This is a genomic window from Shimia sp. MMG029, from assembly GCF_027947445.1.
Lineage (GTDB): Bacteria > Pseudomonadota > Alphaproteobacteria > Rhodobacterales > Rhodobacteraceae > Shimia.
The window spans coordinates 23143-47662 of sequence record NZ_JAQJIM010000005.1 but is presented as its reverse complement, the minus strand read 5'-3'; the positions used below and the strand labels follow the sequence as shown (position 1 = coordinate 47662).

General features: G+C 54.1%; 22 protein-coding genes. 14 read left to right on the top strand and 8 right to left on the bottom strand.

All coding sequences use genetic code 11. From position 1 onward, the window contains the following. The first annotated feature begins 1 nt into the window (after nt 1). The 4 genes from PJL69_RS13000 to PJL69_RS12985 all read left to right on the top strand — a co-directional run bounded on the left by PJL69_RS13000 (nt 2) and on the right by PJL69_RS12985 (nt 4957). Nucleotides 2–1447, top strand: coding sequence for a class I SAM-dependent DNA methyltransferase (locus PJL69_RS13000; RefSeq protein ID WP_271310042.1), 1446 nt, complete (start codon nt 2–4; stop codon nt 1445–1447). Continuing rightward, nucleotides 1444–2523, top strand: coding sequence for an endonuclease NucS domain-containing protein (locus PJL69_RS12995; RefSeq protein ID WP_271310041.1), 1080 nt, complete (start codon nt 1444–1446; stop codon nt 2521–2523). The genes PJL69_RS13000 and PJL69_RS12995 overlap by 4 nt, the downstream gene beginning before the upstream one ends. Beyond that, on the top strand, nt 2520–4244 hold the full coding sequence (locus tag PJL69_RS12990) for a restriction endonuclease subunit S (RefSeq protein ID WP_271310040.1): 1725 nt from the start codon (nt 2520–2522) through the stop codon (nt 4242–4244). The genes PJL69_RS12995 and PJL69_RS12990 overlap by 4 nt, the downstream gene beginning before the upstream one ends. 485 nt (nt 4245–4729) lie before the next feature. Further along, nucleotides 4730–4957, top strand: a complete 228-nt coding sequence (locus tag PJL69_RS12985; RefSeq protein WP_271310039.1) for a hypothetical protein — start codon at nt 4730–4732, stop codon at nt 4955–4957. A 211-nt stretch (nt 4958–5168) separates the two neighbouring features. On the opposite strand, the gene PJL69_RS12980 is transcribed toward PJL69_RS12985, so the two are convergent. The 6 genes from PJL69_RS12980 to PJL69_RS12960 form a co-directional block, all read right to left on the bottom strand. Further along, entirely contained in the window at nt 5169–6104 is a 936-nt protein-coding gene (locus PJL69_RS12980) for a GIY-YIG nuclease family protein (RefSeq protein WP_271310038.1), read from the bottom strand. Between the two features lie 18 nt (nt 6105–6122). Further along, nucleotides 6123–6608 (bottom strand): DUF6998 domain-containing protein, encoded by a 486-nt coding sequence (locus PJL69_RS20380; protein WP_441347498.1) that lies wholly within the window; start codon nt 6606–6608, stop codon nt 6123–6125. Nucleotides 6609–6801: 193 nt separating this feature from the next. Next, nucleotides 6802–7836: a tyrosine-type recombinase/integrase gene (locus PJL69_RS12975; RefSeq protein WP_271310037.1), complete on the bottom strand. Its 1035-nt coding sequence runs from the start codon at nt 7834–7836 to the stop codon at nt 6802–6804. Between the two features lie 335 nt (nt 7837–8171). Then, nucleotides 8172–9443: an aspartate aminotransferase family protein gene (locus tag PJL69_RS12970; protein ID WP_271310036.1), complete on the bottom strand. Its 1272-nt coding sequence runs from the start codon at nt 9441–9443 to the stop codon at nt 8172–8174. A gap of 3 nt (nt 9444–9446) precedes the next feature. Further along, nucleotides 9447–10550 (bottom strand): mandelate racemase/muconate lactonizing enzyme family protein, encoded by a 1104-nt coding sequence (locus tag PJL69_RS12965; protein WP_271310035.1) that lies wholly within the window; start codon nt 10548–10550, stop codon nt 9447–9449. After that, a complete protein-coding gene (locus PJL69_RS12960) occupies nt 10547–12994 on the bottom strand; it encodes an FAD-dependent oxidoreductase (RefSeq protein ID WP_271310034.1) in 2448 nt (815 codons plus the stop codon). The genes PJL69_RS12965 and PJL69_RS12960 overlap by 4 nt, the downstream gene beginning before the upstream one ends. Before the next feature lie 65 nt (nt 12995–13059). Here PJL69_RS12960 and PJL69_RS12955 point away from each other — a divergent pair, with 65 nt between their 5' ends. From PJL69_RS12955 to PJL69_RS12910, 10 genes are all read left to right on the top strand, one after another. Beyond that, entirely contained in the window at nt 13060–13944 is an 885-nt protein-coding gene (locus PJL69_RS12955; protein ID WP_271310248.1) for a MurR/RpiR family transcriptional regulator, read from the top strand. Continuing rightward, a complete protein-coding gene (locus PJL69_RS12950; protein ID WP_271310033.1) occupies nt 13944–15029 on the top strand; it encodes an aromatic ring-hydroxylating oxygenase subunit alpha in 1086 nt (361 codons plus the stop codon). The genes PJL69_RS12955 and PJL69_RS12950 overlap by 1 nt, the downstream gene beginning before the upstream one ends. A gap of 169 nt (nt 15030–15198) precedes the next feature. Continuing rightward, nucleotides 15199–15591: a carboxymuconolactone decarboxylase family protein gene (locus tag PJL69_RS12945; protein ID WP_271310032.1), complete on the top strand. Its 393-nt coding sequence runs from the start codon at nt 15199–15201 to the stop codon at nt 15589–15591. 326 nt (nt 15592–15917) lie between these two features. Then, nucleotides 15918–16652, top strand: a complete 735-nt coding sequence (locus PJL69_RS12940; RefSeq protein ID WP_271310031.1) for a glycosyltransferase — start codon at nt 15918–15920, stop codon at nt 16650–16652. Between the two features lie 5 nt (nt 16653–16657). After that, a complete protein-coding gene (locus tag PJL69_RS12935; RefSeq protein WP_271310030.1) occupies nt 16658–17983 on the top strand; it encodes an LssY C-terminal domain-containing protein in 1326 nt (441 codons plus the stop codon). 124 nt (nt 17984–18107) lie between these two features. After that, a complete protein-coding gene (locus PJL69_RS12930) occupies nt 18108–18785 on the top strand; it encodes a winged helix-turn-helix domain-containing protein (RefSeq protein WP_271310029.1) in 678 nt (225 codons plus the stop codon). Continuing rightward, nucleotides 18766–20103 (top strand): sensor histidine kinase, encoded by a 1338-nt coding sequence (locus PJL69_RS12925; RefSeq protein ID WP_271310028.1) that lies wholly within the window; start codon nt 18766–18768, stop codon nt 20101–20103. The genes PJL69_RS12930 and PJL69_RS12925 overlap by 20 nt, the downstream gene beginning before the upstream one ends. A 77-nt stretch (nt 20104–20180) precedes the next feature. Then, on the top strand, nt 20181–20822 hold the full coding sequence (locus PJL69_RS12920) for a phosphatase PAP2 family protein (RefSeq protein ID WP_271310027.1): 642 nt from the start codon (nt 20181–20183) through the stop codon (nt 20820–20822). Between the two features lie 122 nt (nt 20823–20944). Further along, the gene (locus PJL69_RS12915) at nt 20945–21160 is read left to right on the top strand and encodes a hypothetical protein (protein WP_271310026.1); all 216 of its coding nucleotides are present in this window, start codon (nt 20945–20947) and stop codon (nt 21158–21160) included. 11 nt (nt 21161–21171) lie between these two features. Then, on the top strand, nt 21172–22635 hold the full coding sequence (locus tag PJL69_RS12910; protein WP_271310025.1) for a multicopper oxidase domain-containing protein: 1464 nt from the start codon (nt 21172–21174) through the stop codon (nt 22633–22635). A 182-nt stretch (nt 22636–22817) separates the two neighbouring features. Here the strand turns inward: PJL69_RS12910 and iolB are convergent, their stop codons facing one another. Further along, on the bottom strand, nt 22818–23624 hold the full coding sequence (gene iolB, locus PJL69_RS12905; protein WP_271310024.1) for a 5-deoxy-glucuronate isomerase: 807 nt from the start codon (nt 23622–23624) through the stop codon (nt 22818–22820). Further along, nucleotides 23621–24520, bottom strand: a complete 900-nt coding sequence (gene iolE, locus PJL69_RS12900; RefSeq protein WP_271310023.1) for a myo-inosose-2 dehydratase — start codon at nt 24518–24520, stop codon at nt 23621–23623. Before iolE ends, iolB begins: the two co-directional genes overlap by 4 nt.

Here is a 24520-nt window from a genome sequence, read left to right as displayed (position 1 = left end):
GATGTCCATGAGAAACCTCGTAAAATCCATTCAAGATGTTATGCGCAAAGATGTGGGCGTAGATGGTGACGCACAGAGGCTGTCGCAGCTCGTTTGGTTGTTCTTCCTCAAGATCATCGATGACCAGGATGAGGCAATGGAGTTCACGAGGGATGAATACTCGTCCCCAATCCCAGAACACCTCCAGTGGCGCACTTGGGCCGCCGACCCAGAAGGCATCACAGGAAATGAACTCCTCAGCTTCATCAATGACGACCTTTTCCCAACCTTGAAGGAATTGACTTCCAAAACGCCTCGTGCCCGGGTCGTCCGTTCAGTCTTTGAGGACGCATACAACTACATGAAGTCCGGTACACTTGTCCGGCAAGTGGTCAACAAGATCAACGAGGTCGACTTCAACTCGCTTACCGAACGACAGCACTTTGGTGATCTTTACGAACAACTCCTGAATGATCTCCAGAATGCAGGCAATGCCGGTGAGTACTACACACCTCGGGCGGTCACCTCATTTATGGTTCAACAGCTCGACCCGAGACCTGGCCAAGTCCTTCTCGATCCGGCATGCGGAACGGGTGGCTTCCTGACATGTGCGATGCGGCACATGCGTGATAAATACGTCAAACGGCCTGAAGATGAGGAGCTGATGCAGTCCTCCTTGCGAGCTGTAGAAAAAAAGCCGCTGCCGCATATGCTGTGTACGACCAATATGCTGCTCCACAACATTGAGGAGCCGTCTTGGGTCAAGCATGACAACACCCTGGCACGTCCACTCACCAGCTGGACCAAGGACGAACGCGTTGACATCATCCTTTCCAATCCGCCGTTCGGTGGGAAGGAAGAGGATGGGATCGAGAACAATTTTCCGCAGTTCAAAACCCGGGAAACCGCAGATCTTTTCCTGGCCCTTATCATCCGCTTGTTGAAGACGAACGGTCGTGCAGCAGTGGTTCTTCCGGATGGATCCCTTTTCGGCGAAGGTATCAAGACCAGGCTGAAAGAGCATCTGCTGACCGAGTGCAACCTGCACACAATTGTGCGGTTGCCGAATTCAGTTTTCAAACCCTACGCATCCATCGGCACCAATCTATTGTTCTTCGAGAAAGGCTCTCCGACGAACGAGGTCTGGTATTGGGAGCACCGGGTACCAGAAACGCAGAAGGCCTATTCCATGACCAAGCCAATCCGGCTGGAGCATTTGGATGATTGTGCGGCCTGGTGGGGCGGATCCGGGCGTGAAGGTCGCGTCGAAAGCGAACGCGCTTGGAAGGTCTCGATTGATGAGATCAAGGAGCGAGGGTTCAATCTCGACATCAAGAATCCTCACCAGGAAGAAGATGACCTTGGTGACCCGGAAGAGTTGTTGGTTGAACTAAAAGCCGCCGAAGCTTCGGTGGAAAGCTTGCGGGCCGAGCTGAAATCCATCCTCTCCGAGGCACTTCTGCGATGACCCGGATTTCGATTCCTGAAAGCGCCCTGGGTCAACTACGCGCAGCTAAGGCCGCGATGGTGGATGATGCGCAGATCAAAGACATCCTCGAAGCCAAGGATGAAGTCCTGGCGCGCTATAGTCCTGCATTCCAGCCCGGACGCGTAGAAGCCATCGAAGAGGACGTGATCAGATCCTTCCTGCGGTTTGAAAACAACCAGCACTGGACCGGTTTGCATCGCCAGGTGAACCGCATTTGCGCCGACATGGACAAAACGCGCTCAGCCCTCGGAGCCTTGGTGGATGAAACTCGCCCGGTTGCGAACCGGATGCAACCAGTCACCGATGTCAAGGGGATGGGAAAGGGGATTATCACTGCGATCCTGCACGTTGCGTACCCTGACCAATACGGGGTTTGGAACAACACGTCACATGATGGCTTGGCCGAGATTGGCTTGCTTCCCCATGCCCCGCGCGGTGCCAGTTTCGGCACACGCTATGCGGACGTGAATGACGTGCTTGTAGCACTTGCAAAGGCGCTTGATGTGGACCTTTGGACGCTCGATACCATTTGGTGGTACCTGGGTTCTGGCCAGCTCGACGAGGCTGCAGAGCAGCCAGCAACGTCATCCGATGAGGTTACCAGAGCCACAAGCCCAGCCAAGGCAACCCGCTTCGCGCTTGAACGCCATCTGCACGATTACATGTTCGACAACTGGGACGTGCTGGACCTTGCACACGATTGGGACATCTATACGCGAGATGGAGAGCCTGAGGCGGGCTACGAATTCCGCACTCCGATCGGGAGGATTGACCTCCTGGCTCGGCACAAGCGCGAGCCTCGTTGGATGGTCATCGAACTCAAGCGTGAGAAATCCTCGGACGCCGTGGTGGGCCAAGTGCTGCGCTACATGGGCTGGGTTCAGAAACACCTGGCCGAAGGCGAAGAGCAGGTCGAAGGGCTTGTCGTTGCCACGGAAGGTGACCCGCAGCTGCACTATGCACTCGAGGTTGTGCCATCCGTTTCATTCAAATCCTACGAGGTTGAGTTTCGGCTTAAGGATGGCCCTTCTTTCGAGGAGTTTGCCAAACCATGAATGTGGAACGCCTCTTAGAAGTTTATGGACAAATCAGTGAAGCTCCCGATGCCATTGCGCGGCTGCGGCGGTTTGTGCTGGACTTGGCAGTTCGTGGAAAGCTGGTGGAGCAGGATGCGGAGGATGAGCCAGCTTCAGAACTGCTGGTCCGGATCGATCGAGAGCGAAAACGCCTTCACTCGCTGAGTGAAATCAAGAAACCCAAAAAGCTTCCGCCGATTGATATCGCCCCCTTCGACTTACCATCTTCGTGGGTATGGGCGCGGATGCGAGATGTCACGAGTGATCGCGGGCAGGAAATTCCGTCCGCTCAGTTCACATACATCGACGTATCAGCCATAGACAAAGAAGCTGGTGTCGTTTCCGACCCAAAGGTTCTGGAACGTGACGAAGCTCCAAGCCGTGCCCGAAAAATCGCTCGAAAGGGCGATGTCATCTACTCCTGTGTGCGACCATATCTTCTGAACGTCGCCGTTATCACCGAAGACTTTGAACCTTCGCCCATCGCCAGTACTGCCTTCGCAATTCTAAATGGATACAACCTCGTGTTGCCTTGGTATCTCTGGATAGCGCTGCGCAGCCCCTTTATGGTCGAATGCGTTGAACGGGATCAGCGCGGACAAGCTTATCCAGCGATCAACGACAAGGATTTTTCTCTCCTGCCGCTGCCACTCCCCCCGCTGACCGAACAGCACCGTATTGTCGACAGGGTCAATGAGCTCATGGCGCTCTGCGATCGGCTGGAAGAGGCGCGCGTGGCACGGGAAGAGACGCGGAACAAGCTCACCGCCGCCAGCCTCACCCGCCTGACCGCGCCGGAGACCTCGACCGACGAATTCCCCGCCCACGCCCAATTCGCTCTGGATGCGCTACCATCCCTCACATCCCGTCCAGACCAGATCAAGTCTCTCCGCCAAACCATCCTCAACCTCGCCGTCCGCGGCAAGCTGGTGGAGCAAGATCCAAAGGATGAACCGGCTTCCGTGTCCTTGGCAAAGATTGCGGAGGCCAGAGATGCTGATGCGAGCCGAAAATCCAAACGTGCGCGCGGGCTGCCTCCAGCCTCCGATACAGAAGCGTCTGAGTTGCCGATTGGTTGGGCAGGTGTGCGGCTATCAGACATTGCCGTCTCCATGCGCTACGGCACCTCAACCAAGTGTGGGGCGGACACTTCTCTCGTCCCGGTTCTACGAATTCCAAACGTGTCTTTAGGTGAAGTGACTTTGGACGACATGAAGTTCGGCCCCCTGAACGAACGAGAGCAGGCAGACCTTGCTCTGGCAGCAGGCGATCTACTGATGATCCGCTCAAATGGCAGCCTCGATATCGTTGGACGATCGGCCGTGGTCCCAATCGAAGCGGACGGCATGGCTTTTGCCGGGTATCTGGTGAGGTTGCGCACCGACGTCAAGCACGTGAATACCAAGTACGTCTGGATGGCAATGAACTCGCAACTCATCAGGGATCAGATCGAAAAACCGATCAGATCCGCAGTCGGATTGAAGAATGTAAACCTGACTGAGTTCGGAAACCTGTCTTTCTGGTTGCCCCCCCTCGCCGAACAACACCGCATCGTGGCCAAGGTCGACGCTCTCATGACCCTCTGCGACCGGCTGGAGGTCGCCTTGACCACCGTCGGCGCCACCCGCACCCGTTTGCTTGAAGCCCTGCTCCACGAGGCACTGGAGCCGGCAACAGGAGCGCTGGAGGCGGCGGAGTGAACCCGATCCGAACTCGGACCAAGAGCCTGGTCATCTCCTACATCAGCGAGAAATTCCTTTCTTCGTACAGGTTGGGTTCTGGAACCCTCAGCGTCTCTTGGGACGACTTGCTGTGGGCAGCCATCACGATCGGCCGCCCAAATACCGCTTAGGTTTTTTTGACAGTGCGATGCTTCGGCTCACGAGGCGTTGTTCCGGCTCTCACTCGTCAGGATTGCGTTGGAGCAGGCGCCCCGCAATCATCGTCTCCATCGGACAGGTGCATTGAAGGCACTGGGTCCAACAGAAGGGGCAGTCAGCTAATTCCTTGGGATGGCTATCTGCAAACTGTTTGCAAAGGCCTGCAGAAAGCGCAGGATCTGGCGGTGCGGTCGGATGGGGTGATTGAAAGCTTTCGCCCTGCGGTAATGGAGCGTCTGGGTTTCGATCATGTCCAGAATTGTCCTGGTGGGATAGTCAGTCTGGGTCCAACGGAGAGATAAGTAATGGATGATAGAGCGCGGATTTACGAAATTAACAAGATTCTGAAGATGCACGGTATCGATCACGGCAAGCGGGAGGCAGCCTTTGACCTTCTCTGGATCGTATTGCATCCTGAATCAAAATCGACATTAACCAAGACCATGTGTGACGATGGAAACATCCTCAGATCTCAGCGCTGGACACTATCTAACAATGGAAGAGACAGCGAAATGAAGGTCGAGCTCTCGTGACCTGCTGCCCGCGAAATCCCTCACCATGATTTAGAGTCTGCCATCCCAGAAAACCTGATATGCTCAGGGTCGATGCCCTTGTAGCCCTATGCAGTCATCTGAAGACCAGCCTGCAACGCCTGCGCTCGCCTTCTCGAAGAGCTGGACCCAACCTCGCCGTGCTGGAAGCTATCGCATAATCTGACAATCCGTTTTTTGCTCTACCAGGGCTTCAAAAACGCGATACGCCAGGAAGGCTACGGAACGCCTTGCTCGCATCTTCAGCTTTCCCCCAGAAGAACTCGCCACCCAGGCTTTCGAGTTTACAGTTGTCCTTATAAAGTTTCTCTGCATTTTCTGCCGCTTTTCGGTCAGGAAAGCTTGCTTCCATCTCAGGAACCCAGCGAGCCTTTGCCGCCGGTGGAATGCCTGAATTCAACTGAGCCATACGCGCCTTCACATCATTTGAGACGCCAATTTTGAACGCCGCTGGCTGTGGCCCGAATGTTTTGGGTTTTCCTAAGAAAGCGTGGGCATTCCCATCGTATTTCGCCAAGTAGAGGAATGTCTCGCCATCCTGATAACTCGCTTCTCGCTTGCCGCTGGTTCCTGGAAAACCCCTGGTTGGTTTGAACTCTTCTCCAAAGGGACTGTTTGTGAGCGCATCCGATGTCACAGGCGGTTCACCGAAAACACTGGTCTCAGACACTTTGATCTTGAGTGCCTGTTTGATCTCTTCTTCCTGGAGTTCAGCGCCCCAGACGCCAATGGCCTGACCCGCCTCTGGTCTGTAGGTCTTGAAAGCAATGGTGCTGATCATGACCTTTTCATCGACACGCCAAGCGCGCCTGACCGGGATCCCATAGGTCCATTTTTCCTGCCAGCCTCTGCTCTTCTTCCAAGCCAAAGAATCTTCGGATGACTTGTCGACATCCCGAATAGGCGTGGCATCTACCTGTACGAAACCCAGCACATGTGATCTTAGTGTCTTTTCCGTTTCAACGGACCCGGCACCGTAGATCATAATCAGGTCGCCGTCCTGAATGTGTTTCAGAATGTGGTTCCTGCCAGCTTCCTGAGACCAGCCGACGTATCCGTCTCCTTCGGGACCAAAGCCATAGAAAGCACGGATCCACATCTTTTTACCTGCGGGGAGAGCACTACTCATTGAATTATCCTTCACAATCTAAACTGGAATAGCTCGACGCATTGGGATCCGACAGCTCTCATCAACTGTTTCGTTCAACTTTGAGAGCTTGTTCAGGGAAATTGGTCGTTGACCATTCCGTTGCATCCGCCCAGCTGCTTTCCAAGCACATGATCCTGGCCCGTTGAAAACAACCCGCATCGGACCGCCTTTCGGGCGCTGAAGCACGATCAAGTGTTCAGGCTCGTGGCGAATGGCGACGGATCGTCCTTGGGTCAGTTTGATTTCGACGTTTCTTCCGTCGGTCGATTTGGCATCATGACCCTGTGTCGAGCCTGGATTCAGTGTCAGATCGAACACATATGCAGCGACGACTTCTCCGATGCTTCCTACGAGGTGGCCATCGAGAGTGAATTTTCGCCCAGGAAAAAGTTTCTCGAGCCCGTCAGCTGCGGAGTACAACGCGTCGAGGTGGGAGGCTACAGCATCCCAGTCAATTGATCGTCTCAGATCCCCCGAATTCACTTGCCCTGAATTCAAAATGACCTCTACCAAGAACTAAATTACTATCTTTTTGGGTTTGCACAATTGGAGCACAACTTCAAGCTGTAGTGGCTTTTTCGATCCACTCACGGGTCTTGTTTGCGCTTTTCTCGACGAAGTTTCCGGACAGGAGCTCACTGCAGCTTTGAATATGCACTACACTTTTGATTACTTCCTATGAAAGCAAATCGATTGCCTGATTTGCCAGACCTTCACGTCTGGCCTCAGAAGCGTACAATGCTACCATTTCCAGATCACGGTGGCCTGTGACCGCCATGATCTCATGTGGGGAGCAGCCAGCTTCCGCCAATCGGCGAGCAATTGCCTTCCTAAGACCATGGGGGGTGCATTCTGACAAACCAGCCCTGTCGCACCAGATGCGAAAACTCATTCCAAGACCTTTTTCAGAACGCTGCTTTCCATTTGACAGTTGAAGAAACGTTTGGACGTCATCTTCAATGAAAGGTTTGAGGCAAGCGCTGAGCTCCGGATGTAGAGGAATATCAATCTCAACACCTCCACTATTCTTCGTTTTCTGTCGGAAATACTTGAGGCGCCCATTGACCAAATTTTTGGGGCCCAAACGGACTGCGTCAACCCTTGCCGCGCCGGTGTAGAGCATCAAAATCATGGCCGTATGAGCCGCACAGCCGGGTGGATAACACTCCAAGTATTTCTCAATTTCGTCTTCAGTCCAGGTGTGAATTGTACGCCGCGTAGCGGGGAACGGCTTGATCCCGCTGACTGGATTGTCATCCCGCCATTCCAGGTCCAATGAAAGATCCAGCATTGCTTCCAGGAGCAATCTCAGGTCATTCGCAGCCGCAGGCGTTTCGCGCTTTGCTTCGAGAATTTTTCGGATGTGCCGCGGACGAATGGTTTTGGCAGACTTAGACCCGTGTTCAGCGAGGAAGTTCCCAATAATCCGGCTACGTTTTGATTGAGTTGAGGGTGACGTGTTGATGAATTCAGCGGTCTTTCGGTATGCCTTGGCAAGGTTGCTGAAACTGTAACGCGATTGCGTTTTTCCGCCCTGGGCTTTTCCCCCAGCAATCGCGCGCTCGTATCGCTCTCGGAAATTCTCCGACCCAAAGTTGGCCCCAAGCTCAACAGAATTACCACCTCTTCTGTATCGCCAACGACGCTTTCCATGGCGGTCCAAATAGGAGGTCGCTCCAGGAAATTTCTTTTGAGCCTTGCCATTTTTCATTGCGGCATCCCCCTCTTCAGTCGGAAGGCAATGCTTGGTAGGACGGAAAAAGCACTGGCAGATAGGTTAGCCAAGTCGGAAAAAACAGTAAGTGGCAGATAGGGTAGGTTTAGGCAGGTTGGTCGCTCTAAATTATTGATTTTATTATATAGTTCGAATTCCTTCGTCTCCGCCATAAACCCAAAATCACAAACGATTACTGTATGTTAGACCATACATGGGTTTTTGCTGTGTTGATTTGCTACAATTCGCCCTTTTGCCGCGAACGCAAGATAGCCCCGTAATGCAACAACCCATCTGAATTGCACATTAAAACGCGATTCAACCAAAATACGCTACGTGATCGCCTTGGTGGCTGCATCTACCGCCCTTTGCGTCAATGAAAGGTCATAGCATGTAAGGGCCAGGGATGGGTACATCTTGCCCAGACTTTTAAAAACGCCGTTGGCTCTCAATACCGCATTCCAGCGCGCGCAATGCGTCTGATTTGTATGCACGGCGGAGCGGTAATCGGTGCAAGAGGTTTCTGTAAAATAGATGTCAAACAAGGTTTCGTCGCCACAAATCTGATGAGCAATACCCGCCTTTGCCAGCGCCTCAGATTGCATGCGCTGCAACTCTGATCCAAGCTTGCGAAGCCGCTCATATGTCCCCGCCCGCCTCAGCACCTCCATGGTCTTAAGACCTGCCGTGGCAGCCATTGGATTGCCAGAGAGCGTCCCCAATTGCATCAACCACCCCTCATCACCAACCTGACACTTGTCAAAGTGCCGCATAATGTCATGACTGGCGACAATGGCTGCGAGCGGAAATCCCCCTCCAATGATCTTACCCAGAGTGCAAATATCTGGGACAACGCCGTATCGCTCCTGCGCGCCCCCGTAGGCGAGACGAAAACCCGTTACAATCTCGTCAAAAATAAGCAACAGGTTGAAGCGATCGCATAGATCGCGCAGACCTTGCAGGAAACCTGGCGCAGCCGGGATAATGCGTTGCAGTGGCTCAACAATAATCGCCGCGACACTCTTGTGCTCCAGCAAAAGCGCTTCCACCGCCGCCAAATCGTTGAAAGGAGCAATCAGCATCTGGTCGGCGACGCTCTGCGGAATGCCTGCGCTATCTGGAACGGCCTGCGGGAAGTTAACATGTTTCACCGGGGCGAGGCTCATCTGCGCCTCCGCGCTCATACCGTGATAACCTCCCTCAAATTTCAGAATTTTGTCGCGCCCGGTGTAGGCCCGCGCCAGACGCATCGCGTACATGTCCGCTTCGCCGCCTGAGGTCACAAAACGCGCCTGTTCTGCACAAGCCACCGCACCAACAATGGCTTCAGCCAACTCAATGCCTTTCGCGTTGTTGGCAAAAAAGGTCATGCCTTTCGGCAATTGTTCCAACACGGCTTCCAACACCTCTGGATGTCCATGCCCAAGCAGCATCGGCCCAGACCCAATCAAATAGTCCACATATTCATTGCCATCTTCATCCCACACACGGCTACCTTCTCCGCGTGCGATTATGATGCCTGGATCAAAATTTCCGAAGCCCCCCGCTGGCAGAACCTCCCTAGCGCGCGCGATCCAATCGTCTTGAGTACGGATTTTCTGCATGGTTCAGCTCACTTCCAATATGGGGGCTCCAAGAATGTCACGATCCGGCACCACGCCAAGGCCAGTCCCCTCAGGTGGCGCAATGCGCCCATTTGAGCGCTGCGGTGCACAGGGACAAAGCCGCGGCGCGACATAGCTTGAAAGATCACAGGTATTCAGAAGTGATCCACGCGGGGTGGACGCCGCAAAATGCAGCGCAGCAGCCGTCACGATATCAGAGCCCCACGTACATTCAGCGCAAATTTCTGCCCCCAAATGCACAGTGACATCACGCGCGCGCCGCATCGCTGAAAGCCCGCCAAACTTTGAAAGTTTCAACGCCACTGCATCTAAAACGCCCAGTTCGTGCGCGCGCCAGAGACTGGCAATATCGTGAGCGGCTTCGTCGATTTTCATGGGTAACCCTGTGGCCTGGCGTACAGCGGCACAATCCTCAAGCGTCTTGCAGGGCTGTTCGAGCATAATGTCCAAGTGCGATACCGCGCGCCCGACACGCGTGGCGTGCAACTTGCTGGCGCCGCAATTCCAATCACCATACACAAGCGGCCCGCCACCAACGGCTTCGCGCACTTTTGTCAATCGCTCAACATCGGCTTCCCAATTCTGATCCACACCAAGCTTGACCTGAAACTGCCGAATGCCTGTCGCGTAAGCGTCCTCGGCAATCCGCACCATCTCTTCCGGCGCCACACATGTGATCGAATGATAAAGCGGCATGTCTTGTCGCACACGCCCTCCCAGCAATGTGTAAAGCGGCAAGTCAGCGGCTTTCCCATAGAGGTCCCAAAGCGCAATATCGATGGCTGATTTGGCATAGCGGTGCCCGATCAGATGCGCGTCTAAGTCTCGCATCACCGCATCCACACCCAAAGGTGAGACTCCTAAAAGCTTCGGCGCCAACTCCTGCACCGCACTTGGCACACCACCTGCGTAAGCGGGCAGATAATGCGGGATTGGACAAACCTCACCCCAGCCGTGCAAACCTGTGTCTGTTTCCAATCGGACAACGTGCGAAATCACCGTGCCGCAGGTTTTTCCCTCCGCCATGTGGTAGGCTTCATGGCTGGTCAACGTAACAGACCAAAGTGAGAGGCCCGTGATCTTCATGCAGACACCAACACATCCTGTCGCGGCTTCAGACTGTCAGGATCATAGGCAGGTTGCCCCAGAACTTTAGCGACGCGCGGCACGCCATGGATCAGCACCGTCAACTCTGTGCCGGGTTGTGCAGCCTCAGGCTTCAGATAAGCAAACGCCAGAATCTTTCCGACGGTTGGGCCATAAGCAACAGAAGAAGTGGCACCAACGACCTCTCCTCCCAAATAGACCGCTTCGCCGCCATGGCCATCTGATCTGCCATCCGGTTCTATTTCCAGATAAGTGCACACCCAGGGCAAATCGCTGTTGAGCGTCTGCTCCTTACCCAAATACTCTTTGTCTTGGTGAGCAAAGCGCAACACATCCGCCTCTGCCAAGGTGACCTCATTTGTCAGTTCACCTGCGCCTTTGAAGCCCTTCTCCATGCGCATAGCGTTCATCGCGAAGCTGCCATAATTGGTGATACCACGTGCGATACCGGCTCCCCAAAGCGCGTTGTAAACCTCCAAGCACGCCGCATTTGGCATGTGCAACTCCCAGCCCAGCTCGCCTGCGTAGGACATGCGCAACGCCCAGGCAGAATGCCCCGCAATTTCGATTTTCTGCGCAGAGAGCCAACGAAAACCCGCATTAGAAAGATCTGTTTGAGTGCAGTCCATGAGGACCTCACGCGACCGAGGACCATTCAGCGCCAATGCTGACCAGCTTTCAGACAAAGCCGTCACTGTGACGTCGGCCTCGCCCCTGCTCTGGGACAAATGATCTAGCAGACGCTGTTCAAAGAAAGCCGCGCAAACAAGATAGAATTGATCCTGCCCCATCCTAACGATTGTGGTTTCCAGCTCGATACGCCCAAGTCGATTGAGCATATGTGTGAGGGTGATTGCGCCCACTTTCTGCGGCATCCGATTGCCAGTCAGCCGGTCTAACAACTCATATGCATCGGGCCCTTGCACCAGCACTTTGGTGAAAGCTGTGACATCCATGATGCCAACGGCTTCACGCACCGCTTGGACCTCTGCCGCGACAAGATCATCCACCACTGTACGATTGAAGGAATAATGGTCTTTTTGCGCGACGCCACCTTGCGCAAACCAACGGGGGCGCTCAAAACCATAGACCTCCTCATAAACCGCACCTTGCTCTTTCAGAGTTTCATAAAGCGGAGAGGGTTTGATCGGGCGCCCGGCCAAACGATTGAAATGGGGAAAGGGAATTTCGTGGCGCAGGCAGTAGTCCTCTTCCGCTTTGACGACTTGCCAATCCTTGGTGGCATAGCTGCCAAAGCGGCGCGGGTCATATTCGCGCATTGAAATATCTGCCGCGCCGTGCACCATCCAACGTGCCAGTTCACGGGTCAGCCCCGGCCCCCAGCCTATACCAATCTGTGTCCCGCAGCAGCACCAGTAATTTTGCACACCTGGCGCCGGGCCAATCAACGGGTTGCCATCTGGTGGATGACTGATGGCGCCATGGACATCTCTTTGCAAACCCAGGTCGGCAAAAATCGGCATCCGGTTCAGGCTTTCCTCAAGCCACGGCATGACCCGATCGTAATCAGCATCAAACAGCCAGTTTTCGTACTCCCAGGGGCAATGGTCATGCCACACTGAGTTCGGATTGGTCTTCTCATAAATCCCAATCAAACCGCGCTTTTGCTCCATGCGGATGTAGCCAGAGACTTTCTTGTCATCCCGGATTACTGGCAGCTCTCTGTCAAAATCCTGAAACTCCGGCACCGGTTCCGTAACAAAATAGTGGTGCGTCATCGAGGTCATCGGCAATTGCAGCCCAGACCACTCGCCCATTTGTCGCGCATAGGTACCACCGGCGTTCACCACATGCTCGCAGGTAATGGTACCTTGGCTGGTCTCCACCACCCATTCACCGTTGCGCCTCTGTGTGATGTTGGAGGCCTGACAACGGCGGAAAATGCGCACGCCTTTCTGCCGCGCACCAGCGGCCATCGCCATGGTGACATTGGTCGGATCAACATGACCGTCATCTGGTGTATGCAACGCTCCCAAGACCCCACCCAAATTGTAGAAAGGGTGCAGTTCGGCAACGCGTCTTGGCGCCACGAGCTCTATGTTGAAGCCAAGCGCCCGCCCCACAGATAACGTGTGGCGCAGCCAATCCATCTCATCTTCCGTGTAAGCCAAACGAAACGACCCGCACCCGTGCCATGTCACCGGTTGCCCGGTTTCCGCTTCCAATGCGCCTGAATAGAGCCCGATATTGTAGTCCACGCATTTACCCAGCCCGAAACTGGACGTGGAATGGGTGATCTGACCAGCCGCGTGCCAGGTTGAGCCAGAAGTCAACTCGGCCTTCTCCAAGAGAACGGTGTCTGCGCCCCAGCCCTCGTGTCCAAGGTGGTAGGCAAGCCCCACCCCCATGACGCCGCCGCCCACGATGACCACACGTGCAGAAGTTGGAAAATCGGATGCCACTGTATGTCCTCTCGAGTCGCTTTTCCTATCGACAGCGTAAGCAATCGTTTGTACCATCGTCAATTATGAATGGTACAAACATGTCTAATTTGATTTTGGATCGGCTTGCCTCCGATCTGCCTGGCCTCACACCGGAGGCGCGCAAGATCGCCACCTACGTGCTGGAAAACCCGCTAGATGTTGGTGTCTCCACAGTCCGTGAAATCGCCAAAGCAGCGCAAGTTAAGCCAAACACGGTGGTGCGCATGGCGCGCCAGTTTGGCTTTAGTGGATACGAGGATTTTCGCGCGCCCTTCCGCGATGCGATCCGAAATGGCGCGGCTGACTTCCCAGACCGCGCACGCTGGCTACAGGACGTGCGGAAATCAAACGACCTCGGCGGTCTCTACGCTGAGATGGTCCGCGATACACTGCGCAATCTGGAAGAGACATTTGCTGGCATCTCTGCCGAGCAATTGAAAGAGGCAGCCGCCGCAATCTGGAACTCGCGCAATGTCTTCGTGCTTGGCGTGGGCGTGCACAACTCAAATGCGCGCAACTTTACCTATCTGGCCTCAACCGGCATGGTACAAATTCAAGCCATCCCCAAACCCGGATCAACACCGGTGGATGATTTGGCATGGGCTGACGAGCGCGACGTCTTGATCGCGATCACCTGCAAACCTTATCGCACTGAAGTTGTCGAGGCTGTAAAAATAGCCCGCGCCCAGAACATGAAACTTGTGTGCCTTTCCGACAGCCCCGCAAGCCCAATCCTGCGCGAAGCACATCATGGCTTTGTCGTCTCTGTGGACACGCCGCAGTTCTTCCCCTCCTCCACCAGCATCATCGCAGTCTTGGAAACACTTCTTTCCTTTGTGATCGCTGAATCCTCAGAAGAAATCGTCAATCGGGTGGAAACTTTCCACCAGCGCCGCCACCAACTTGGCATGTATTACGAGGAGCACTGATGACCGCCCCGCGACGCTCTCTGGCCGCCCGGTACTACACAGATCCTCAGGTTTTCCGTGCAGAGACCGTAGGATTGTTGTCGAGAACGTGGCAATTTGGATGCCACATATCAGATGTACCCAAAGCCGGCGACTACGCGACGTTCGAAATCGCCGGAGAGAGCCTGTTTGCGATACGCGGTCAGGACGGGAGCATTCGGGTGTTTTACAATGTCTGCCAACACCGCGCGCACCAGTTGGTGACTGGCACAGGCTCAACCCGCGTCGTGGTTTGCCCCTATCACGCCTGGAGCTACGAACTCACCGGCGAACTGCGCGCCGGGCCAAACATAAAGGCCGTGGAAGGCTTTGACCGCAGCTCTATCTGCCTGACAGAAGTCAGAGCAGAAGAGTTTCTTGGGTTTGTTTTTGTCAATCTCGACCTAAATGCAGATCCGATGGACGCGTGGTTTCCCAACGCACGCACAGAGCTCGAGGACTGGGTCCCAAACTGGCAAAGACTAGCTCCGTTGGAATGGATCGAAATCCCAGAGCGTTGCAACTGGAAAGTCTCAGTTGAAAACTACTCTGAATGTTATCACTGCACGCTGAACCATCCGACATTTGCGAACGGGATCATCAAGCCAGAGACCTATGACATCCAACCACAAGGCAAATGTCTGCGCCACACAACTGAATGCCAAAGCTTGGATGCAATGACCTATGACATTCACTCAGGCTTCGCACATCAGCACGAATACTCCAGCTGGTTTCTCTGGCCGATGTTTTCCTTTCAGGTCTACCCTGGCAACGTACTGAACACGTATCATTGGCGCGCCATTGATGCGGATCACGTGGTGGTTTGGCGCGGATGGTATACGCTGAACGGCGAAGAAGATCAGAAGATCCGCCAACTGGCGCAACAAGATCGTGCCACCACTGTCGAAGAAGATATTCATCTCGTGGAGTCTGTTCAGCGCGGCCTGCACTCACGCGGATATGTTCCGGGTCCTCTGGTGGTTGACCCAAACGGGGGAGTCAATTCGGAACACCCAGTGATGCATCTGCAAAATTGGATGAAAAATGCGATTGATGGTCCAAGTTAAACGCGATTGGCAAAACCACATCAAGAGCGCATGATTTGATCGCGGCACGCACGAAGCCGGTACCGGACAGGTTTTCCAAACAATGAATGTGGCTGGAAAAGGTCGCGAGGCGCTTTTGAAAGACCTACAAACCAAGAAACATAGCTATCAAATTGGGGAAGTGACCAAAATGAGCATATTTGACGAAGATCTATTCCTAAAAGGACTGGAACAGCGCAAGGCAACTCTTGGGGCCGAATATGTAGAAAAGAACCTCGCCGCCGCAGACGACTTCACCCGGCCGTTCCAAGAGGCCATGACAAGTTGGTGCTGGGGCTTTGGCTGGGGGGACGAGACCATAGATGCAAAAACACGGTCGATGATGAACCTGTCCATGATCGGTGCGCTGGGAAAAATGACCGAATGGGAAATCCACCTGCGAGGAGCCTTAAAAAACGGCGTCAGCCAAGATGAGATCCGCGCCATTATTCACGTGATTGGGATCTACTGCGGTGTGCCACAGGCATTGGAATGTTTTCGGGTCGCGCACAGAGTTCTGTCGGCGCAGGATCAAGATACATAACCGAAACACCTGCTCAACGATCGGCCCTTCGGTGTCGGGCCGCTTATCCTGCGACCACAGGATCGATCGCCCGACACCTAACCGCTTTTCCTTGAAAGCTCAGGCGCGCATCACGTTAATCTCACTCAGCGCAACTGGGGGACTGAGCACAAGCCGATGCGCAATACCGCAAAAAATTTCTCAAATTCACCTGCCTAGGGCAGAATTCATACAAATTTGTAAGCGCGCGGACAGGCCCTTTCAATTGGCAAGCCTTCTATTGTCTAAGGTCGCCTCAGTCCCCTTCCCCCTTCGGACCTCATGAGGCTCAGTCTCAGGAGCATCCCGTGAAATCCCCAAAGCTCACTATCGTCATTATCAGCTTGAATGAGGAAAAATCTCTGCCGCTGCTGATTAGGGATCTCGCAGCGCAAAGCTGGTCAGATTTCGAAATCATACATGTTGATAGCAACAGTGACGACAACACACTGCACCTCTCTGAAACCGCACGTGTCAATTTCAAAGACTACCGAATTGTCACAATGCAACGACGCGGGGTGAGCTTGGGCCGTAATACCGGCGCACTGCATGCGCGCGGTGAGCGCCTGCTGTTTTTGGACTCCGACACCAGACTGGCAAGCGACTTTCTTGAAAATGCAATGACAGAACTCCAAGACCGCCAGCTCGACGCTGGTATCGTCTGCATGTCGGCAGACGGCCTCGGCATCGCCTATCGCGTCGGCTTCGCGCTGTTCAATGCAGGAATTTGCGCCATGTCTTTCTGGTTTCCGACCGCGGTGGGGGCATGTCTCTTTTCAACACCAGAGCTGCATCACGCCATCGGAGGTTTTGATGAGAAAATTAGCCTGTGCGAGGATTGCAACTATGTGCTCAAAGCACATCACAGCAAATCTCACAAAACCGGCGTGATAAAGTCCAAATTTCGCTTCGACCCAAGACGGCTTAAGCAGGACGGATTTTTACGCACAGGGTTTACCTATTTCCGGGCAAATCTGCGCCGTTTCTTCATCGGAGAACTGCAAAACCAAGAGATCCCGTACCGCTTCGGACACTATGGTTGACCCCCATGACGGAACTCTTCGCCTTTCCGATCGGGCCCATAAGCTACCTATTTCTGGCTCTCATCGCTTATTGTGACACATTGGTTGGTGTCGGTTTTTTTGTCTTTGGCGAAGTGGCATTTGTATCTGCGGGTGCGATGTTCGCAGCAAGCGGACACATTGGTCCCATCGTAGCAGTGATGGCATCCGCTTGGGCCGGGGATCTCACCAGCTTCTGGATCGGTCGGCACTACGGCAGCAAACTCAGTTGCCGGTATCTCCACAGTCTGAAACGGCGGCGCAACTGGCGAAATGTCCAATCTGCCCTTGCGAAACAAGGCGTGGTATATGTGATCGCAGCACGGTTTTTAGGCCCAATCGCTTGGATAACCCCAATGCTTGCGGGCACGATGGGCATGCGCCCCAACCGATTTGCAGCGGCAGCTGCTGTCGGCGTGTTCTTGGGCGCCGGGCAATTCGTCGTGTTGGGGGCCTTTGGATTTCACGTCTCTAACAAAGTCTATCCATTCCTGATCGACCATGCATGGTCCATCGGCCTTCTTATACTGCTGACTGTGCTCGCAGTTACCGTCTTTTTCCAATCAAAGGGCTCTTTTTCTCTCAGGGCCTGCAAATCTATGACCGCTGCCGTTTTGGTGTTTCTCTCCATAAATCTCATGTATTTTTTCGTTTTTGATACGCACACCCGCCCCCCCAGCGCACAGCTCCCAGCGCACGCCATCTGTACCAAAGCTGATAACGCATTGCTCGCTTACCCTGGCGCGACAGATCTGCATCTCCCACAACCCATCAATGTGGTGCTACTGTCAAACGGTGCTGGCTCTGACCTTATGAAGGCGCTCAACTGGCATCAAAACCTCACCTTTTCCAACAACAGCATTGGACTTCTCCGATTTGCCTCCCTGCTCCTCCAAAGCACGCCCCCCGTCTCAGAACTCTTTTGGCGCGGCACAGCCGCAGACAGCGCGTTTCAGCTACCCGGCAACCTCAAGTCTCGCGAACACATCCGGTGGTGGGATCTCGCATCAGGATTGTCAGTTGGCGCAATAAGCAGAGACGACGAGCTGGCCATCAAATACTATCGCCACCTCCCAGTCTTGCTGCATGATATTAACCCCTATGTCGACAAATCACGTGACATGCTGGCAAAACAGATCAAGGAAAACACGACATTTGAGATATTGGGCTACTCTAGGATTGGCACCCCAGTCTTTGAAGCAGCAACAGCAGACTACGAAACCGACGGGCGCATTCTCGTGGTAGCAGAACCGGGTCGTAAAGTCAGCGACGCCGTGATGTCGTGCCTGCGGCTTGCGCGCGATGCGGCTTGAAAATTCGCGTCTGACACAGACTTCAAAACTGACTAATAAATCTCACGCAAAATGATTGTATGGTTGCCAAAACCTGCCACGCGTGGGTCACGTTGCTTGGCCAAACACAACACAGGGAAAGCTCATGCGCTTATTGGTACTTGAGGACGACAAAACCCTTGGCCCTTGGATCGAGCAAGGGCTGCGCGAACTGGGGCACGTTGTCGACCTTTTCCCTGATGGAAAGCTCGCCTTGATCGCAGCCACAACGCAGCCTTATGACGCGCTCATTCTTGATCGAATGGTACCGGGACTGGACGGCCTCTCCGTTCTAAAAGCACTCCGACAAGCCAAGATCTTGGCACCGGCAATCTTCTTAACCGCGCTGGGCGAAATTGAAGATCGGGTGGAGGGCCTGGAAGCAGGCAGTGACGACTATTTGGTCAAACCCTTCGCCTTTAGCGAATTGAGCGCGCGCTTGGACGCGATCACAAGAAGACAGCAGCTGCCAGAAGCAGAAGTGTCTGTGCTTTCCGCTGGCGACATCTCAATTGACCTTCACAAACGGCTCTGTACCCGACAAGGCCATGCGATTGAGCTGAACCCAAAAGAGTTTCTATTGCTTGAGGTGTTTATCAGGTCGAAAGGACGCGTTCAAACGCGCACTATGTTGTTGGAACGCGTATGGAACCTGAACTTCGACCCCACAACCAGCGTTGTAGAAACCCATATCAGCCGCTTGAGAGCCAAAATTGAAAAACCGTTTGGCGACACTCTCATTCGAACAATTCGTGGATCTGGCTATGTCTTCGAACCGGTTTAAACGGTTTCTGGGGCAGTCCTCGATCCGGCAAGCCGCGGCTTTGCTCACCATTTTTGGAGTCGTGTCAACGCTCACTTGGAGCGTAACCTATTGGATGGTTCGCAATGAAATCGAGCGGCTGGTCGATGCTCGACTGCAAACGCAAACACAATCCGTTGTCGATGCCCTCGAAAACGGAGCGCCTCTGCCTTCACCTGGTTTTGGGCAATCCGTCGCACTTTTGAAGGACGGGCAGATCAGCGCGGGTAACATACCGTTCACCTTTGACACCGAAAGTGCGACAGAAGGCTACTTTGAGTTTGATTTCGGCGAACCGACAGAGCCCGACTACAGGTTTCTAGTAAAAGACACCCCAGTCGGGCGCTTGATTGTTGCTGAAAACATCGAAAGGCAAGACGAACTCTTTGACGTGCTTGCAACGGGGCTGAAGATCGCGTTGCTCAGTTCGCTGAGCGCCGTCGTCTTAACCGGCCTGCTGATTGCACGGCGCAATCAGATCCGTCTTGATGCGATCAATGACGGGCTAACAAAGGTCGCGCAGGGCGATTTGACGGCGAGAATAAATCTACCAGATCGCCATGATGATCTCAGCCTCATGGCCAACTGGACAGACGCCACAACAGCGCGGCTACAAAGATCGATGGAACAGATCCGCGTTCAGTCCGCCAATATCGCCCATGATTTGCGCACGCCTCTGGCCCGGCTGCGCGCTGTTATAGAACATCACCACGCAGCACTCTTAAACGGCGCCACCCCTGTCACACCAGAAGCACTCGAAGACGCGTTGGCGCAGGTGGACCGCATCGTTGCTACATTTGACGCTCTACTGCGCATCTCACGTATCGAAAGCGGTGCACGCCGCGCCTCATTCGCACCCGTCAATTTGCAAAGCCTGGTTCGCTCCTTTGAAGAAATCTTCGAACCTGTGGTGTCTGCAAGCGGGCAAAGTCTAAATGTCAGTGTCACGCACCCCACGGAGATCTTTGGAGACGAGGAACTGCTGCTTCAGCTGATCGCAAACCTGCTGCAAAACGCGCTTCGCTACGGGAAAACAGGGCAAACCATTGCGCTGACCGTGGATGGCACCCGCATCACCATCGCCGATCAAGGCCCCGGCATTCCTGCAGACAAGCGGCAAAAGGTCTTCGATCCATTGTATCAGCTCGAAGCGCACCGCCAGAACGAAGGCTTCGGTCTTGGGCTGCCTCTGGTACAAGCGATCGTCGAACTACACGACGCCCAACTGTCTATGTCTGATGGTCCCAGCGGCGTCGGGCTTAGCATTTCCATCAAATTCCCAAAGCTGACAAATTTGTAATCCCACGCACAGTCTGAGTCTAACGCATCGCGGCAGACTGCTCCTTGTTCACAAGAATGAAGGATGCGTGAGATTTGATGTCGTCAAAATTACAAGGAAAGGCTGTAGCATATGTCGCTGCGGCGACGCTGGTGTGCGCAACACTGTACCCTAGCAATTTGCAGGAACACTACAGCACATCACGCAACGGGCACAAAATACCGTTTGTTCAACATACGGAAGACATTGGCCGGCATATCAACGTCGCACTACCTCTGGCTGTGGCAATCGTGACCCGCGACTGGCGCGGATTGGGGCAGATTGGCGTCACAGCTGTTGGTACGGCCATCGCAACGCATGGTCAAAAGCGGCTGCTAAGTGATGTCGTTGTCGGGGGCACACGACTGGGCCAGAGGCCACTGTCCAACGGGCGAGACCACAACATGCCCTCCGGCCATTCCTCAACGGCAGCAGCGGGTGCATGGTTCACAATGCGACGTTACTCCTTCTGGCTGGGTTTGATCGTCATCCCTGTATTGCTATCCACAATGTACGCCCGCGTGATGCTCGATGCGCACACTATCTCCGCCACCATTGCTGGCGCGGCAACGGGCATCCTTGTGGCGGAACTCGCTGTAAAACGCACCCCGCGCTTCCGCAAACTTGCAAAGCGCTCACTGACCGGGCTTGCCGCTCAGTTTTCAGTCCACAAGCAAAAGCTGATCAAAGCAATGAGCTAACCGGATCTGCGAGCCTGTTCAACATCCTGCCAAACATACAATTTTGTAAAGTTTCGGACAGGCACTTGAGAAACGCGCGCCCCATCTCACTACAAACGATAGCCACCGCAGGAGAACACCTCATGACACGCATCAAATCAATCCTATGTTCGGCATTTGGGATCCTTCTGACCTGTGCGGCCATTGGCTTGTTTGCGACCATCGGATTTACCATTCTAGGTATTTTCGCGGTTGCAGCCCTCGTATGTGTCAACACCGGTCTTTTGCGATTGGCTTATGATCACCTGCGTACACAAGAAAACCGGTTTTTGTTTTCCACATCCCGCGACAGCGCATAAGGAAGACTTGCATGCTCATCAATAGACGCACATTTTTGGCCGGTTCCGCAGCAAGTCTCGGGCTAACAAACCTTGCCATGGCTCAAAGCCCCAAACGCGCTCTGCCAGTCATCCCACTCACGGACCTCACAAATGGCATTGATCGGCGATTGTCTCTCAATCTGCAAAACGCTGCACATGACTTTGGCACAGGTGTTGCAAGCCAAACCTACGGCATAAACAACAGCTACCTTGGCCCTGTTTTGCGCGTCAAACAGGGCCAAACTCTGCCATTCGATATCAGCAACAATATTGGGGATGTCACCACTCTCCATTGGCATGGACTACACATCCCCGGAGCCGTAGATGGCGGCCCACACCAAGAAATTGCCCATGGTGATGTCTGGTCTCCGGACGTACCAATCCGGCAACGCGCGTCGATGAATTGGTTTCATTCACACACCCACGGCAAGACCGCACAGCAAACCCACAAGGGTCTCGCAGGTGTCTTGCTCGTCGAAGATGAAGCCAGCCTAGATGCAGACTTGCCCAAAACATATGGCGTTGATGATTTCACGCTCGTGCTTCAAGACAAAAGTTTCAATTCAAAAGGACAGATGGCCTACAATCTCTCCGGAGAAGTGTTTGAAGACGGATTCCTCGGAGCCACATTTGTCGTAAACGGGGCGATTGCCCCGCTCTCACAAAGCCTGCCACGAGGGCTCGTGCGATTGCGTATTCTCAACGCATGTAACGCCCGCTTCCTCGAGCTGTCCATGCAAACGGGCGCTATGACAGTCATCGCTTCAGATGGTGGTTTCCTGTCCTCTCCCGTTGAGGTCAGCAGCATTCTCATGTCGCCAGGGGAACGGTACGAAGTACTTTTGGATACCAGGGTCGCTGCGACAAACACACTTAACGTGACATCTGAGGACGAGGGTTTTGTCGCCGATCTCTTCGGGCGTGACAAAACCACACCATTGATTGAATTTTCAACCACGTCCACAGAGGGGTTTTCTGGCGCGATACCAACCCATCTCGCCAATCTAGAACCCCCTCGCGCCTCAGACGCGAAGCGAACACGCGACTTCCAGCTGAACATGGACATGGGCGAAGACTTGGCCGCACTGGCGATCGCATGGGATAATTTTTGTGGCGATGCAGGGGCGATGGGCATCAATGGACAGCCCATGAAAATGGATCGTATCGATGAAAAAGTCGCCAAAGGTGTCCCCGAAATCTGGCGCATTTCTGTTGATGATCAACTGCATCCTTTCCATATTCACGGCTGTTCATTCCGCATTCTCAGCCAAAACGGCGCCCCTCCGCCCGCATATGCAGAGGGTTGGAAAGACATGGTCCATGTCGAAGAAGGTTGGTCAGAGGTTTTGGTGAGTTTTGACCATGAGGCACCAGAAGATGCGCCTTATATGTATCATTGTCACATTCTCGAACACGAGGATTGCGGAATGATGGGGCAATTCACGGTAAGTTAAAGCCCTTTCCGACCCCGCAAATGAAGGCTTTGACAAGCTCCGCACGTACGCGGCGTGCCCCCATCAAACAAAAAGCAAAGCCATGATGGCCACGACACCTGAGGTGTGTCAGCCGCATGGCTTTGCCGAGTATCAAGCCTCAAAAGGTCGAGCGGACGTCATTCTGCGCCCGCTCTCAAAACTCATGCGTCGCGTTCCATGATCCATTCAACCTCAGGTGCCGCAACAAAGCGCCACTTGCGCAACGGGCCTGCCATCACGTTAAGGTAGTACATTTCAAACCCATACGGTGCGCCGCAAGGATGGTGGCCACGCGGTACCAAAACCACATCCCCATCACTGACTGCCATTGTTTCATCCATCTGCCCGTCGTCGGTATAGACACGTTGGATCCCAAACCCGTCCGCTGGGTTCAAACGATGATAGTATGTTTCTTCAAGGTAAGTGATCCGAGGGTAGTCGTCTTCATCATGACGATGACTTGGGAACGACGACCAATGACCTGCAGGTGTGAAAACCTCTGTCACCAACAGACTGTCGGCGTAGTCTTCCGCTTCCATCGCAATATTGTTGATATACCGCGTATTGGTACCCTTGCCCCGCTCGGTCAGCTGAATGCCGTCAGGACCAATGCGGCGGGCCTCATGGCCGGATTTCCCCGGTGCGGTGCAAACGGCAATGGTACAGTCGGTTTCCGCGACAGCCTTCCAGTCGGAATCATTTGGCACATAAAGACAATGCGGCGGTGTCTTCTCAAAAACATTCATACGGTCACCCAGAACACCCCAGTCCTGCCCCGCCGCATGAATCGCCGCTTTGCCTTCCACCATCACCAGAATGACCTCACGATCACCGGTGAGTTCTTCAGCCGTTTCGCCAGGGCGTAATTTATAGAGCCCAAACCCAACATATCGCCACCCTGCGCTGGCGGGCGTGATGTCATGAACTTTGCCGTGATCGCCAAACGGCTTGCGTTGAAGATGTGTCATGTCAGGCCCACCTGCGCAGAAATGTCTTTCAGAGTCTTAAGACCCAATGACTGATATTCAAACGGCACACGTACTTCTGGATCTTGTTCTGCTTCGATCACAATCCAGCCTTCGTATGCTTCGCTTTTTAAGGTGCTCAGCAGCGGAGCAAAGTCAATGCCGCCCTCGCTGTCGCCCGGCACCGTAAAGACACCTGCGCGCACACCATCCATGAAAGACAGGCCTTTTTCTCGCACCTCTTTCATCACATCGGGGCGCACGTTTTTGGCGTGGAAGTGGCGCATCCGGCTGGCATGTTTTGCCAGAATTGGCGCTGGGTCCTGTCCGTTGCTGCCAAAATAGGCATGCCCTGCATCAAACAGCAGCTTGGTCGCCGGACCGGTCGCGTCCATGAACGCGTCAATCTCATCAGGCGTTTCAACCACGGTCCCCATATGGTGGTGATACACCAGATCAATGCCTTGATCGGCACAGTATTGGGCAATCTCTTCCACCTTGGCACCAAAGGCTTTCATCTCCTCGGCGCTCAACACCGGCGCGGTGTTGACCGGGACATCCAGCCCTTGAACAGAGTTGGAGGTTTCGCAAACAATCGCTACCTTACAGCCGTTGTGCTTCAGCTTGTCGAGATGTGGCTGGATCGCCGCTTTCTCATCCTCAACCGACTGCACCAGCAGGTTGAGAGAGTGCCAGCCGGACACAAACTTCAAGCCGTAACCGCCAAGCAGCTGTTTGAGCGCTTCCGGATCATCCTGCGGCCAACGATGGCCGTTTTCAATCCCGTCAAATCCGATTTCACCCGCTTCACGCAGGATTTGTTCGGTGGGGATATGCGCGCCTAGGGTCTGGTCGTCGTCATTTGCCCAAGCGATAGGGTTGGTGCCAAAAAGGATCAT